Genomic DNA, 14458 nt, shown 5'->3' with positions numbered 1-14458 from the left:
ACATATGTTTATTTCAAAGCTTTTAAACCACTTTTTTGCCCCAGTTAAGAATTATCTCTCAACAATTCCTTCATAAGAATATAACATCTAGAGTGATTTGTCAAATGTATGCAGTTGTTAATTTATGGAATATATTTCTCATTGTTTAAATAACACCCTGCTCTACCATAGTGTCAGCAACCTTCAAGAAACCAGCAATATTGGCCCCAGCAGCTAAATCACCCTCCATGCCATATTCTTTAGCTGTCTGACTTGAAATCTTATAAATATTGACCATAATTCCTTTTAGCTTCTGATCTACTTGTTCAAAAGTCCAAGATTCTCGCATACTATTTTGTGTCATTTCAATAGCTGAAGTAGCTACTCCACCTGCATTAGCAGCTTTAGCAGGTGCAAATAAAATATCATTATCTTTAAATACTTCAATCGCTCCTGGAGTTGAAGGCATATTAGCTCCTTCCCCAACTAACATAACATCATTATCTACTAAAGCTTGAGCTGAATCTTTATCCAACTCATTTTGAGTAGCACAAGGTAGAGCAATATCACAGTCAGTCTGCCAAATAGAAAAACTATCAGCAGTAAATTCAGCAGAAGGATGTTCAGCAAGATACTCTTTAATTCTTCCTCGCCTTACCTCTTTAATCTCCTTAACTGTATCAAGTTTAATTCCTTCTGGATCGTAAATATAGCCACCAGAATCACTAAGTGCTATAACTTTACCGCCTAATTCTTGTACCTTTTCTGTTGCATAAATTGCAACATTACCAGAACCAGAAATTACAACCTCTTTATCAGCAATTGAATCACCTTGGGCTTTAAGCACCTCTTCAACCAAATAAACCAAACCATACCCAGTAGCTTCAGTTCTAGCAAGACTTCCACCCCAGTTTAGACCTTTTCCAGTCAAAACTCCTGCTTCATAAGCATTGACTATTCTTTTATATTGACCAAATAAATAACCTATCTCTCGAGCACCAACACCAATATCACCTGCTGGAACATCTAAATCCGGGCCAATATGACGATACAACTCAGTCATAAAACTTTGACAGAATCTCATGATTTCACCATCTGACCTTCCTTTAGGATCAAAGTCACTACCACCTTTACCACCACCAATTGGGCGTCCAGTTAAAGCATTCTTAAAGATCTGTTCAAAACCTAAAAACTTAATAATTCCTACATTAACAGATGGATGAAATCTTAAACCACCTTTATAAGGGCCAAGAGCACTATTGTATTGTACTCTAAAACCACGATTTACTTGAACATTACCTTCGTCATCTACCCAAGGCACTCTAAACATAATTTGACGTTCAGGCTCTACAATTCTTTCTAAAATTCCTGCTTCTTTATACTTAGGATTCTTTTCAAAGACTGGCTCTAACGACTCAACAACTTCCTCAATCGCCTGATGAAACTCAGGTTGATTAGGGTTTCTTTCCCTCATTTCCTCAATTACTCTTTTCGTATACTGACTCATTATCTCACTCCTCAAATTTTGATTTGGACATAGTTTAATTAATCTTCTCTTCTCGACCACTCTACTCCCAATCTCTTTTACATTGTAAAAACCATTTTCATAATATCCATTATCTTATTCTTTCTAGGCACAGCAAAAAAATCCTCCTTAAAGCTAAAAAAAGTATGGTATTAGCTAATACCATACTCTTCTTAGTATAAAATTAAAGGTGTAAAATAAACCCAATACCTAGTTTCAAGCTTCTATTAACAACACTTCCTTTTTAATCTAACAAATCCCTTAGAACCATTGTTTCCTTTCGCTTCGGGCCAACAGAAACAATTGAAAGCTCAACTCCTACTAATTCTGAGATATATTCTAGATACTTTTTAGCATTCTCAGGCAATTGGTCATAAGACTTAATTTGACTAGTATCCTCTTGCCAACCTGGTAAAGTCTCATAGACCGGTTCACAATCTGCCAAGATATCATCCCGTGTTGGAAACTCTTTAATAATTTCTCCTTGATACTTATAACCTGTACAGACCTTGACCTCATCCATACCATCTAATACATCCAATTTAGTAACTGCTAATCCAGTCAAACCATTAACTCGAACAGCATAATCAAGAATTACTGCATCAAACCAACCACAACGGCGTGGTCGTCCTGTTGTTGTGCCAAACTCATGGCCTTTTTCTCTTAAATGCTCTCCAAATTGACCTTCTAATTCAGTCGGAAATGGTCCTTCGCCAACTCTAGTAGTATAGGCCTTAACTATTCCTAAAACCTCTTCAATCTTTGTCGGGCCAACACCTGTTCCACTACAAACACCACCAGCAGTCGGATTAGAAGAAGTTACAAATGGATAAGTACCATGATCAATATCTAATAAAGTGCCCTGTGCTCCTTCAAATAAGATGTTCTTGCCAGCTGCTAGCTCTTGATTGATCAAAGCTGAAGTATCTGTAATTAACCCTTTAATCTCTTCAGCATACCCCATATACTCTTCAATGATCTCTTCAGCTTGTAAAGGTTCAATACCATATACCTTCTCCAAGATCAAATTCTTCAATTCTACAATCTCTTTTACCTTAGCAGCAAAGACATCTGGAGTCAATAAATCCTCCATTCTAATACCAAATCTACCTATCTTATCCATATAAACCGGGCCAATCCCCTTCCCAGTCGTTCCAATCTTACCATCACCTTTTCTAGCTTCCTCAGCCTTATCCAACAATCGATGATACGGCATAATCAAATTAGCCTTAGAGCTAATATAAAAATCAGTTACCTCAATCCCTTTTTCCTTTAAATAATTTAACTCCTCAATCAAAACCTTCGGATCAACAACGACTCCATTACCAATCACACATTTAGTATCTTGATAAAGAATCCCTGATGGAATCAAATGTAATTTATATTCTACATCACCCACAACAACAGTATGACCTGCATTATTTCCTCCCTGGTAACGAACTACCAAATCTGCTTTTTCAGAAATTAAATCAGTAATCTTACCTTTCCCTTCATCGCCCCACTGTGTTCCAACTATTACTAGAGTTGACATCTAACTCCCCCTTGAAAAATCAGTTTACAATTTACAATTTACAATTTACAATCAACTGTAACTATTCAATGTTTAATATTAAATATTAAATATTCATTATTCAATATTAAATATTAAATATGTACTGTTACCCCAGCCCTAGCCTTTGATATATAGTATCAATATTTCGCAAATGATATTCATAATCAAATATTTCATCTAACTCTTCTCTACTCAGATGCTTCATCACATCACCATCAGCTAATAATAAATCCTTGAAATTCTTCCCATCTTCCCAAGCTTCTAAAGCATTACGCTGTACTAATGCATAAGCATCATCTCGTAATAACCCCTGATCTACTAAGGTAAGCATTACCTTCTGAGAAAAGATCAACCCTTTAGTCTTGGCCAAATTAGCCTCCATATTCTCTTCATGAACCCCTAAATTTTCAATTACATCTGTAAACTTAGTTAGCATATAATCAATTAAAATACTACTATCTGGAAGAACTACCCTCTCTGGTGAAGAATGGGTTAAGTCCCGCTCGTGCCACAGATTAACATTAGCTAACCCTGTCTGAACATTAGATTTTACGACTCGAGATAGTCCAGATACCCGTTCACAAATAATTGGGTTCTTCTTATGTGGCATTGCTGATGAACCTTTCTGCCCTTTGCGGAAAGACTCCTCTACCTCTAAAATATCTGTACGCTGTAAGTTTCTAATCTCAGTTGCAAATTTATCTAAAGAACTAGCAATAATTCCTAAAGTTGATAAGTACTCAGCATGACGATCACGCTGTAAAATCTGAGAAGAGATCGCTGCTGGACTAAGGCCTAGTTGTTGGCAAGCCAACTCTTCTACTTCTGGTGTAATATTAGCAAAGGTACCAACAGCTCCAGATATCTTACCTACACTAATTCTTCTCAATAATTCTTTGGCCCGTTCTAGATGGCGTTCTACTTCTGCATACCAGTTAGCTAACTTCAAACCAAAAGTAACTGGCTCAGCATGAACTCCATGAGTCCTCCCAATCATTACTCTCATCTTATGTTCTTTCGCTCTTTTTCCTAAGACCTCTTTTAATTGTACTAGATCATCAATAATCAATTCCAATGCTTCCTTCATCTGTAATGCACGGGCTGTATCCTTAATATCAGATGAAGTTAAACCTAAGTGTATATATTTAGACTCTTGACCTAAACTCTCTGCTATTGCAGTCAAGAAGGCCAAAATATCATGGCGTGTCTCCTGTTCAATCTCTTTAACTCGACTGACTTCAAATCGAGCATTCTTCTTAATCTTCTCGACAGCTGGTTGTGGTATTTGGCCCACCTCAGCCAGTGCTTGACAGACAGCTATCTCTATTTCCAACCAATAGTTTAATTTATTCTCCTCTTCCCAAATCTCTTTCATCTCAACTAAACTATAACGTCCAATCATTTATTAACTCTCCTCCTAGTAAATATCAACTCATAATTTTATATTAACATTAATATAATAGCAAACTATCAGCTTATTGTCAATATTATATCGAATTTTATTACGGTAAAGCAGTATAATATTCGTTTATTATATTGCTTTAACACTTTAAATAAAGTAATGAATAATAAAAAAATAGCGTAGAGTCTGCAGACTCTACGCTATTTTTAATCAGCTAAATTATTCTTCCTTCTTCAAAGCCTTAGGTACTTCTGGTTGATACTCCAATGTTCCACTAGTTGAAGCAACATTAGCCTTACTTATTTTCTTCAATACTTTAGCAACTACCTTCTTCGCCTTCATTCAAGATCACCTCCCATGATAACTTCTCCCACGCAAACTATATGCTACTGGCGTTAAAGAAAAACTCTGCCATAAAACAGCAAATAAACCTGCTAGTATCACTTGACTACCATAATCATTTAAATAAAGTATGAAATAAAATAGCATAATTACAAAGAAGACCACAAAAGAATAAATTTTAAACTTAAACCTTCTCTTATTAGACTTTATAGGCTTCTCCTTAACATGAGCAGGAGCATAACGATAGATAGCTAGAGAACCAATTACTAGAACAAAAAAGATAAATAAACCTGTCATAATACTTACTTCTCCACCTAAGTAACCCGCTAGCACCCCTATGGTTGTAAAAACAGTCGTTCCCGTTAGAATACAATTTCTAAAACAAGAAGCATGGACTCCACCAGCAAAAATCTTGATCACCCCACCAGTAACTGCTGCTGTTAAAGCCAAAGAAGCTACATTAAATAACGATGAGACTAAAAAGATCAGCAGATACCCACTCACTGTTGATAATAAGATTGTTAAGCCATACTCCAAAACCTCCTGCTCCTCCTCTTTAAAATCACTAAAAAACTTCTTTATTAAGCCTTCACTAATACTTCTCAAACTTCTATTCTCCATTTTTATCACCATTTTCCAATTAATAGAATATGGACTATGGTGATATTATATCATCATAGTCCATATTTGTCAACTTATAGATTTATTTTACAATTAAACTGTTTTTTTTGTATTAAATATGACTTTAATTTACTATGGTCAGATATTATATGTTTTTTTGTAAGATTATGTATTTTTGTCACTTTGACCTTTGATAGGTAATCTAATACTGAATTCAGTCCCCAAATCTTGCTCACTTCTGACTGTCAATTCACCCCCGGCATCCTCGATCAAGGATTTGATAATATATAAACCAAAACCTCTACCCTCTCCTTTGGTCGAAAAACCTGGCATGAAAATTTTATCTAATAACTCCTCATCAATGATTGAACCAGTATTGCAGACAGAGATAAAATAATCTACCCCTTGCTTAACTCCTACAATTTCAATCTCTTTTTGACCATTAACTCCCTCTAAGGCATCAAAAGCATTATCGACTAAATTACCAATGACTCGAAATAATTGATTAAGGGATAAGTTGACCTCTTCAACCCCACTTTCAATCTGATACTCAAATCTAATCCCCTCTCTGATAGCCTTCATCTTCTTAGGGAGCAAGAGCGAATCAAGAATAGATTCAGCTAGATCAGATTGGCTATATTTTAACTGTCTCAAATCTTGACTTAAGGATTTGATATATTCTTTGGCCTCTTCTTTCTTCCCTAACTGGATCATTCCATATAAAGTCTGCAAATGATTAGAAAAATCATGCTTTTGAGATTTTAAGTTTTTAACTAATTTCTGGTTTTCATCTAATTTTAATCTCTGTAATTTCATTTCAATCTGATGCTGATTTAATTTAAATAACTCTTTTACAGCGATGACTGATAAAATTGATAGGCCAACAGCTATAAATAAAATAATATCTATTAATCGATTAATAGATACTATTTCAAATATATTTAAATTCCGCCATAAAGTAAGCACCAGTAATAAAAATGACTGCATTAATAAGATTATTATTACAGATCTAAATTTATGCTTTAACATCTATTTCATTCCCTATATCTACAAGCTTAAAGTTTAAAAAATGGATCAATAAAAAAGCTATGAACAGTAGTGATTTAGATAGATGACTAATCAGAAGATAATAGAAATTATTCAGTTGAATAATTTCTAAAATTCCAATTTCTAAAAATCCAGTAATCAATGATATAAAGATCGCTTCACTTATAAATAAAATAATAAAACCAAACAATGATGCTATAACTGAAATACTTAGATCCAGTTTAGCTATACCCTTGATTAGTAAAGCTAACAATAAACATAAAATCAAAACATGCAACCCATAACCATCAAATACATTCCTCACTATCACTAAACCAACAATATAAAAAAATCCAATAGTGATATAGTCTTCCCACTTAAGCTTAACTCCCAATAGACCTAAACCAACATAAGTTAACAACAGACTCTCTGGAAAAGCAGTAAAAATAACTCTAAATAACGATAACTCCATTTTAAGCCTCCCTCAACAGAACTAACTAATATGGTAAATCATTCATTAACTACCAAGGTGGTCTGGTAGTTATATATTTTTACTTAACAAGTTAATTTACCTATTAAAGTAAATATCATATATCTATTTCAACATATATCAACAAATTCCTGCATAAAAACAAAAAAAAGAGCAGATGGATTATCATCTACCCTTCTTGCCGTTTAGCTAAATCGACAAATTTCGTATATTCTTTTTGGAAAGCCAACTCAACAGTACCTACTGGGCCATTTCTCTGTTTTCCAATAATAATTTCGGTAATTCCTGCTTTTTCAGATTCAGGATTATAATAATCATCTCGATAAATAAAAGCAACTACATCAGCATCCTGTTCAATAGAGCCACTAGAACGTAAATCACTCAACTGAGGTCGCTTATCATTTCTCTGTTCCACAGCTCGACTTAGCTGAGATAAAGAGACAACTGGCACATCAAGTTCTCTAGCCAATCCTTTGAGTGACCGAGAAATCTGTGATACCTCTTGTTGCCTACTTTCAGAATTTCTGCGTCCTTGCATCAGTTGTAAATAATCGATCAAGATCAGATCTAGACCATGTTCAGCTTGAATTCTACGAGCCTTGGCCCGCATCTCCATCACCGTAATTCCTGGCGTATCATCAATAAAGATCTTAGCCTCTCCTAATCGACCTGCTGCTTGAGAGATTCTCCGCCAATCAGTCTCATTTAAATACCCAGTCCTTAACCTATGACTATCAACCTGTGCTTCTGAACATAACATCCGCTGTACTAATTGAGCTTTAGACATCTCTAAAGAAAAGATAGCAACGGGTGTCTCCTCTTTAACAGCTGCATGTTGTGCAATATTTAAAGCCAAAGCAGTCTTTCCCATACTAGGACGAGCAGCTATAATTACTAAATCAGCCTTTTGGAATCCTGAGGTCATCTTATCCAAGTCCCTAAAGCCAGTTGGTACCCCAGTCACATCATTCTTATGCTTATAAAGTTGCTCCAAATTATCAAAAGTATCCATTAAAATATCCTTAATCCCCGAAAAGCTTTGAGTAGTCCTCCGTTGCGAAAGATTAAAGACCAACTGCTCAGCCTCATCTAAAACAAAGTCAATCTCTTGATCCCCCTGATAACCTAATTGGGCTATCTGATTAGAGGTCTTAATCAACTTCCTTAAAATTGACTTCTCTTCTACAATCTTAGCATAATGCTTTACATTTGTTGCTGTAGGTACACTATTAACTACAGATGTAATATATGATGCTCCACCAATTTCCTCTAACTTATCTTTCTCCCGCAATTGTTCACTAACTGTAACTAGATCAACTGGTTCTCCTTTGTCAAAGAGATCATTGATCACATTAAAAATAATAGCATGCGTTTGACGATAAAAATCTTCCGGTTGCAAAATTTCAATCACCTTAGCTATTGCATCACGATCAAGCAGCATTGAGCCTAAAGTAGATTTTTCTGCTTCTAAACTATTTGGCGGAACTCTATCTACAGCCTCCATTCAGTTACCTCCCCTCTAGTATCAAATATTTTAGCTAATACTTCCTCTATATCAGTTACCGGGGTAACCTTAATATCTTCATCCTCTACAAAACAGGCTTGATTTTCTGCTGGAATTAAAACTTCATCTATCCCAGCCTGATAAGCACCATGGATCTTTTCTACAACCCCACCAACAGGTTTTACTTTGCCATGCAATGAAATTTCACCTGTCACTGCTATATTCTGCCTGACAGGAATCTTCTTTAATGCACTAATAATTGCTACTGAAATAGCAACACCTGCTGAAGGTCCATCAACTTGGCCCCCTCCTACTAAATTAACATGTAGATCATAATTGTTTATATCTTCACCTGTTACCTTTCTAACTATCGAAGCGGCATTAAAGATCGAATCCTGTGCCATACTCCCGGCAGTTTGGTTAAACTTTATTTTACCTTTTCCAGCTTCAGTCGCAGAAAAAGCTACAGCCTCTACTTCTAAAACTGAACCTAAAAAACCACTAACCCCTAAACCTAAGACTTGTCCAATTTGACTATCTTGGCTTCCTGTAAAACGATGGGTTGGTACCAAACGACTCAGTTTAATCGCTTCTTCTACCTCTCGTTTAGTAATCTTTTCTTCTTCAGCCTCTAAAGCTAAGTTATAGGCATCAATCAATAAATTAACAGCCCTTCTACCTTGGACTGTATATTGAGCTATTAATTCACCAACACCAACCTCTAGCTTAATTCCCAATTTAACACTAGCCTGGTTAACAATCTCCCCAATATCATCCTTAGTCAAAGGAGCAAAGAAGATACTTGTTGTTCTAGAACGTAAAGCTGGATTAAGTTCTTGAGGGCTTCTAGTAGTTGCCCCTACTAGAATAAAATCAGCAGGCGCTCCATCCTTGAATAACTTTTTGATATATTGTGGAACATTTTCATTATTTGGATCATAATAAGAAGAATCAAAATTGACTCGCTTATCCTCTAATACCTTTAATAATTTATTCTGCAACAAAGGATCTAACTCCCCAATCTCATCAATAAATAAGACTCCTCCATGAGCTTCAGTAACTAAACCAGGTTTTGGTTCTGGAATTCCCTGTTGGGCCAAGTTCCCTTTGCCACCTTGATAAATCGGGTCATGGACAGAACCCAATAAAGGATTGGTCACCTCTCGTGGATCCCAGCGCAAAGTAGTAGCATCAACCTCCACAAAGTTAGCATCCGTTTGAAAGGGGCTCTGCCCTTTAACTTTAGCTACTTCTAGGGCTAAACGAGCTGCCGTTGTCTTTCCAACTCCTGGAGGTCCATGAATAATTATATGCTGCGGATAAGGAGAAGCCAACTTGGTCAATAAGGCTTTAATTCCTCTTTCTTGTCCAATAATTTCTGTTAAACTGTCAGGTCTAACTAAGCCTGTTGCTGAGGAGTTTAATCCCTGTTCCTCTAGCTGTTCTAATTCAATATATTTTTTTAAAGTATGGGGATTATCTATTGCTCCTTCTTCAGTCTCATTTTTGATAATCTCTTCTTTAATTTCATTTAAATATTCTTGATGCTTCTTCTGTAATCGAGCATTAATCTTATCCTCTAACTCTTCTTTAGCTGCCTTTTGTGCTAACTTATCAGCCAATTCATTCTCTAATTCTTCAAGCAATTCTACCTTACAACTGAAATCTTCAGGAATGTCATCTAACATTGGATGATCAAAAATCAGCTTCTGTAGTGCAATTAATTGTTTATCGATTTCTTCAGCCTCTAATAGATCTAAAATATCTAATCTTCCTGCCTTTAATAGTAGTTCATCTGCTCCATATAATTCAGTTAACAAAGCAAAAAGAGCAGTGACTTTAACTGTTAACTGCTCTTTTTGCTCTTGCTTTTTTTCAGCCATATAATCACCCTTCTATTTCTATGCTTTATGCTTCTATAACTTTAACTTTTATCGTAGCTGTTACATCTCTATGTAACTTAACATCTACTTTTCTAATGCCTAAACTTCTGATATTTTCAGCTAGATCAATCTTACGTTTATCAAATTTTTCACCCAGAAATTCTGAAACCTGATCAGCAATATCATTAGTAGTTACCGAACCGAATAATCTACCATTCTCTCCTGCTTTAACTGCAATTGTAAAGACTTGCTCTGAGATTTTTTCTGCCTTTGCTTGAGCTTCCTCAAGCTCCTTCTCTTTCTTCCTAGCCTTAACCTTTTTTTTCTGTTTCAACTTCTTCATATTAGTATCTGTTGCTTCTTTAGCCAATCCTCTAGGAATCAAATAATTTCTAGCATGACCATCAGCTGCCTTTACAACCTCTCCTTTACTACCTAAACCTTTAACATCCTTTTTTAAAATAACCTTCATTAATTATCCCTCCACTAACTTAATGTAATTATATATTATCAAGTTAAGATTGACAATAAATTATTGTTGACAAAAATCTAAATCTTATCCAAATTACGAAAGTCAAACCACAAATCTAAAATTCCAATTAATAATAATATTGGGTTAAACAAAGGAAAAAAGACTAATGTAAAGATTAAAAATACAGCTAACCCCTGATTTAAATTCCACTGCAAAAAATAATAATAAGCAACTGCTACACCTTCTAATAACAATAAGAAGGTTGCAATAACATAAATATTTTGCCATACAGCCAAGTGATTAAAGATTATAGAAATAACATAAAAAATTACTATTATTTTAGGAAATTTAATCTCTTGCACTGAAAACTTAGCAGGTAATTGAATATCCAATCTACTCATAATAGTATAACTGAAATAATAATTTATACCAGCAATAAGAGCTCCCACAGATAAAAATATAGCAGGATAAGTAGTTTTAATCAATTCAAGAACTTGTTCAAATAGCTGCTCCGAGTGTAAAATAACTTCCGCTGGGAGTCCTATTTCTCGATACAAATCTAGCGACAGTTGTAAACTTTCCTCTAATTGAACTACAATATCAACCTCTAAAATATAAACACTGATCGCTAAGCTTAATAACATAGAAAATGCCCCAGCAATAACCCCTATTAATAAGATTGTTACTGAAGAAAATCGTTCTTCAAATGCTGCTCCCATACTGATTCCGATCAATCCAATATTTAAAATAACAACTAAAAACATCATTGGATTAATCAAAAAAGCTAAAATTATAGCAGTTACTAAACTAGCTATAATCGCAGGCTTTCCACCACATCTAACAGTCAATATAATTAAAGGAACAGGGGTTAACAAAAATAAGAAACTACCTATCATCGGTAAATAAATTGCTAAAATAGTTAAAATTACTGTAACCGCTGTTAAAATTGCTCCCTCTACCACTGCTTTAGTTTTCAATTAATCCACCACCTTAACTTCTATCCTTTAGATGCTCTAATAACTTAGTCAAATCTCCATACCAAGCCTCTATCTGATGCTTCTCGTTTACGTTAGCTTCAATCTTTTTTTGTAACTTTCTATCTATTTGCTCAAAAGAATAGCCTAATCGTTTAGCTAGTAAATAAGTTATCATAATAATATTTGTTACTATATCTAATAGTTTTGGTTCATTATTTTTTATCATTACCTTAAACAATAATGACACATTGCTTAATAATTCTGTCTTTAACCATTCAATTATCTTTAAATTTTTAGTAATTGATCCCTTTTTAGAGTTAAACTTCTTCATGGCAAACCTCCTGCCAAAACAATGTATCTATCTATTTCTGCAATCAAAAAAATTTTCCTGCAAAATAAAAATAAAAGAAGACAATTGCTGTCTCCTTTTATCTTATCTAACTTAGTCAATTTTAAATGGCAACAAAGCAACATTTCTTGCTCTTTTAATTGCCTTAGTCAATTCTCTTTGGTGTTTAGCACAATTACCAGAAATTCTTCGTGGTAAGATCTTTCCACGATCCGTTATATATTTACTTAAGATATTAATCTTTTTATAATCAATCTTATCTACTTTATTAGCACAAAAATCACATGACTTCCTTCTCCCACGTCCCATCTATTTTCCCTCCTTCAATCAATTTTAGAAAGGGACATCTATATCTTCTTCTGCAGGTTCTTGCCGATCATTATTGCGATTTGGCCAGTCTAAAAACTGAACATTATTAGCTACAACTTCAGCATTTCTCCTTCTCTGTCCCTCATCAGTTTCATATGAACGAATTTGCAATCTACCTTCAACTGCAACTAAACGTCCTTTATTCAGGTGGTTTGCACAATGCTCTGCTTGCTTGCGCCACACAACAATATCAATAAAGTCAACATCACGTTCCCCATTTTTATTTTTATAATTTCTCTCTACAGCTAAAGAAAAATTAGAAACAGCCGTACCATTTGGGGTATAACGTAATTCTGGATCCCTCGTCAGTCGACCTATCAAAATAATCTTATTAAGCACTTCAAAACACCCACCTAATTTATTTATTATTCATCCTTTAATATCAAATAACGCATGATATTATCATCAATACGATAAATCCTCTCTAATTCATCAAGTGTAGCAGGAACAGCTTTGAAGTTAACCACTGCATAATAACCAGCAGTCTGATCATTAATTTCATAAGCTAACTCCTTAGTACCCCACTTGTCCAATTTAAGTACTTCACCTTCATCATCTTCAATTACACTTGTTACTTTCTCTACTGTTGCTTCAGTAGCCTCTTCATTCAATTCTGGACTTATAATCAACATAGTTTCATACTTAGTCATCTCTGTCACCTCCTCCATTCGGTCACTGGCCCTTAATCTATTAAGAGCATGGATTTTACCTATCCATTATAACACTAACCCAATCAAATTGCAACAATTAGACATTGAATTTGAAATAACAGACATCTCCATCTTTCACAATATAATCTTTGCCTTCCAACCTTAAAGTACCTGCTTCTCTAGCCTGAGCAAAAGAACCTGCCTCCACTAACTCTTGATAGCTTACTACTTCAGCTCGAATAAATCCTCGTTCCATATCAGAATGAATCACTCCAGCTGCTTCTGGAGCTGTTGATCCTTCTCTAACTGTCCAAGCCCTTACTTCTTTTTCCCCAGCAGTAAAATAAGTAATTAGTCCTAATAAACTATATCCAGCTTTTATTAGTTTGTCCAAGCCTGATTCCTTTATACCTAATTCTTCCAGAAACAACTCTCTTTCCTCTCCACTCAATTCAGCAATTTCTGCTTCTACTTGAGCACTAATTACTACTACTTCAGCATCTTCTTTTTCAGCTTTTTTCTTTACTGTAGTAACTAACTGATTATCAGCTAATCCAATCTTATCTTCAGCAACATTTGCTGCATATAAGACTGGTTTTAATGTTAATAGATTTAAATCTCTAATTAACTTCTCTTCTTGAGTAGTTAATTCAACATTACGAGCAGGCTTACCTTCTTCTAATACCTCATTAACTTTAGTCAACACCTCAAACTGCTCCTGATAAATTTTATCTCCAGTCCTCAATTGCCTTTCGGTCTTTTCTAATTTTTTGCCAACACTTTCTAAATCAGCTAAGATTAATTCCATTTCAATGATTTCAATATCACGTAACGGATCAACACTTCCTTCAACATGGGTAATATTCTCATCATCAAAGCAACGAACAACATGAACAATTGCATCAACTTCCCTAATGTTACCTAGAAACTTATTTCCTAAACCTTCTCCTTTACTTGCTCCTTTGACCAAACCAGCAATATCAACAAACTCAATTGCTGTAGGAACTGTCTCTTTAGGCTCAATCAATTCTGTCAGTTTGTCCAATCTCTGGTCTGGTACTTCTACAATACCAACATTAGGATCAATTGTACAGAACGGATAGTTAGCTGAATCAGCTCCTGCTTCAGTAATTGCATTAAACAGTGTTGACTTACCTACGTTAGGTAACCCAACAATTCCACATTTCATTCCCATAATATAAACTCTCCCTTAATATTAGTTTACAGTGTACAATTGTAGTTGACAGTTAAACTAAAAATCATTCCTTTCAAAGCTAACATCTATAATATAAAAAACAAAATCATCTTTATTTTTTT

General features: G+C 34.8%; 16 protein-coding genes. All 16 read right to left on the bottom strand.

All coding sequences use genetic code 11. From position 1 onward, the window contains the following. Nucleotides 1-145: 145 nt before the first annotated feature. Nucleotides 146-1486: an NADP-specific glutamate dehydrogenase gene (gene gdhA, locus ACKF5P_RS11535; RefSeq protein ID WP_408955337.1), complete on the bottom strand. Its 1341-nt coding sequence runs from the start codon at nucleotides 1484-1486 to the stop codon at nucleotides 146-148. A gap of 262 nt (nucleotides 1487-1748) precedes the next feature. After that, a complete protein-coding gene (locus ACKF5P_RS11530) occupies nucleotides 1749-3035 on the bottom strand; it encodes an adenylosuccinate synthase (RefSeq protein WP_408955336.1) in 1287 nt (428 codons plus the stop codon). A gap of 127 nt (nucleotides 3036-3162) precedes the next feature. Beyond that, nucleotides 3163-4458: an adenylosuccinate lyase gene (gene purB, locus ACKF5P_RS11525; RefSeq protein WP_408955335.1), complete on the bottom strand. Its 1296-nt coding sequence runs from the start codon at nucleotides 4456-4458 to the stop codon at nucleotides 3163-3165. Nucleotides 4459-4677: 219 nt separating this feature from the next. Continuing rightward, on the bottom strand, nucleotides 4678-4800 hold the full coding sequence (locus ACKF5P_RS11520; RefSeq protein ID WP_408955334.1) for an AgrD family cyclic lactone autoinducer peptide: 123 nt from the start codon (nucleotides 4798-4800) through the stop codon (nucleotides 4678-4680). 6 nt (nucleotides 4801-4806) lie between these two features. Continuing rightward, on the bottom strand, nucleotides 4807-5406 hold the full coding sequence (locus ACKF5P_RS11515; protein WP_408955333.1) for an accessory gene regulator ArgB-like protein: 600 nt from the start codon (nucleotides 5404-5406) through the stop codon (nucleotides 4807-4809). Between the two features lie 180 nt (nucleotides 5407-5586). Next, nucleotides 5587-6450 carry a sensor histidine kinase gene (locus ACKF5P_RS11510; RefSeq protein WP_408955332.1) on the bottom strand — a complete coding sequence of 288 codons (864 nt, stop codon included), beginning with the start codon at nucleotides 6448-6450 and terminating at the stop codon, nucleotides 5587-5589. Continuing rightward, nucleotides 6437-6919 carry a hypothetical protein gene (locus ACKF5P_RS11505; protein ID WP_408955331.1) on the bottom strand — a complete coding sequence of 161 codons (483 nt, stop codon included), beginning with the start codon at nucleotides 6917-6919 and terminating at the stop codon, nucleotides 6437-6439. Before ACKF5P_RS11505 ends, ACKF5P_RS11510 begins: the two co-directional genes overlap by 14 nt. Nucleotides 6920-7106: 187 nt before the next feature. Then, the gene (dnaB, locus tag ACKF5P_RS11500) at nucleotides 7107-8441 is read right to left on the bottom strand and encodes a replicative DNA helicase (protein ID WP_408955330.1); all 1335 of its coding nucleotides are present in this window, start codon (nucleotides 8439-8441) and stop codon (nucleotides 7107-7109) included. After that, the gene (gene lonC / locus ACKF5P_RS11495; protein WP_408955329.1) at nucleotides 8429-10324 is read right to left on the bottom strand and encodes a Lon family ATP-dependent protease; all 1896 of its coding nucleotides are present in this window, start codon (nucleotides 10322-10324) and stop codon (nucleotides 8429-8431) included. The genes dnaB and lonC overlap by 13 nt, the downstream gene beginning before the upstream one ends. Nucleotides 10325-10349: 25 nt before the next feature. Further along, nucleotides 10350-10796, bottom strand: coding sequence for a 50S ribosomal protein L9 (gene rplI, locus ACKF5P_RS11490; protein ID WP_408955328.1), 447 nt, complete (start codon nucleotides 10794-10796; stop codon nucleotides 10350-10352). 77 nt (nucleotides 10797-10873) lie between these two features. Continuing rightward, nucleotides 10874-11773 carry a DUF2232 domain-containing protein gene (locus ACKF5P_RS11485; RefSeq protein WP_408955327.1) on the bottom strand — a complete coding sequence of 300 codons (900 nt, stop codon included), beginning with the start codon at nucleotides 11771-11773 and terminating at the stop codon, nucleotides 10874-10876. Nucleotides 11774-11786: 13 nt separating this feature from the next. After that, complete coding sequence (locus ACKF5P_RS11480; RefSeq protein ID WP_408955326.1) at nucleotides 11787-12104, bottom strand: MazG-like family protein; 318 nt, start codon at nucleotides 12102-12104, stop codon at nucleotides 11787-11789. 111 nt (nucleotides 12105-12215) lie between these two features. Beyond that, nucleotides 12216-12431 (bottom strand): 30S ribosomal protein S18, encoded by a 216-nt coding sequence (rpsR, locus tag ACKF5P_RS11475; protein ID WP_408955325.1) that lies wholly within the window; start codon nucleotides 12429-12431, stop codon nucleotides 12216-12218. Nucleotides 12432-12455: 24 nt separating this feature from the next. Then, complete coding sequence (locus ACKF5P_RS11470; RefSeq protein ID WP_408955324.1) at nucleotides 12456-12830, bottom strand: single-stranded DNA-binding protein; 375 nt, start codon at nucleotides 12828-12830, stop codon at nucleotides 12456-12458. A 26-nt stretch (nucleotides 12831-12856) separates the two neighbouring features. Next, nucleotides 12857-13141 carry a 30S ribosomal protein S6 gene (gene rpsF, locus ACKF5P_RS11465; RefSeq protein ID WP_408955323.1) on the bottom strand — a complete coding sequence of 95 codons (285 nt, stop codon included), beginning with the start codon at nucleotides 13139-13141 and terminating at the stop codon, nucleotides 12857-12859. A 97-nt stretch (nucleotides 13142-13238) separates the two neighbouring features. Continuing rightward, the gene (ychF, locus tag ACKF5P_RS11460) at nucleotides 13239-14336 is read right to left on the bottom strand and encodes a redox-regulated ATPase YchF (protein ID WP_408955322.1); all 1098 of its coding nucleotides are present in this window, start codon (nucleotides 14334-14336) and stop codon (nucleotides 13239-13241) included. Between the last annotated feature and the right edge of the window lie 122 nt (nucleotides 14337-14458).

The sequence above is a fragment of the Natroniella sp. ANB-PHB2 genome, from assembly GCF_046097105.1.
Lineage (GTDB): Bacteria > Bacillota > Halanaerobiia > Halobacteroidales > Halobacteroidaceae > Natroniella.
Note: the sequence above shows the minus strand (reverse complement) of the source record. Positions and strands in the feature narration are given on the sequence as shown.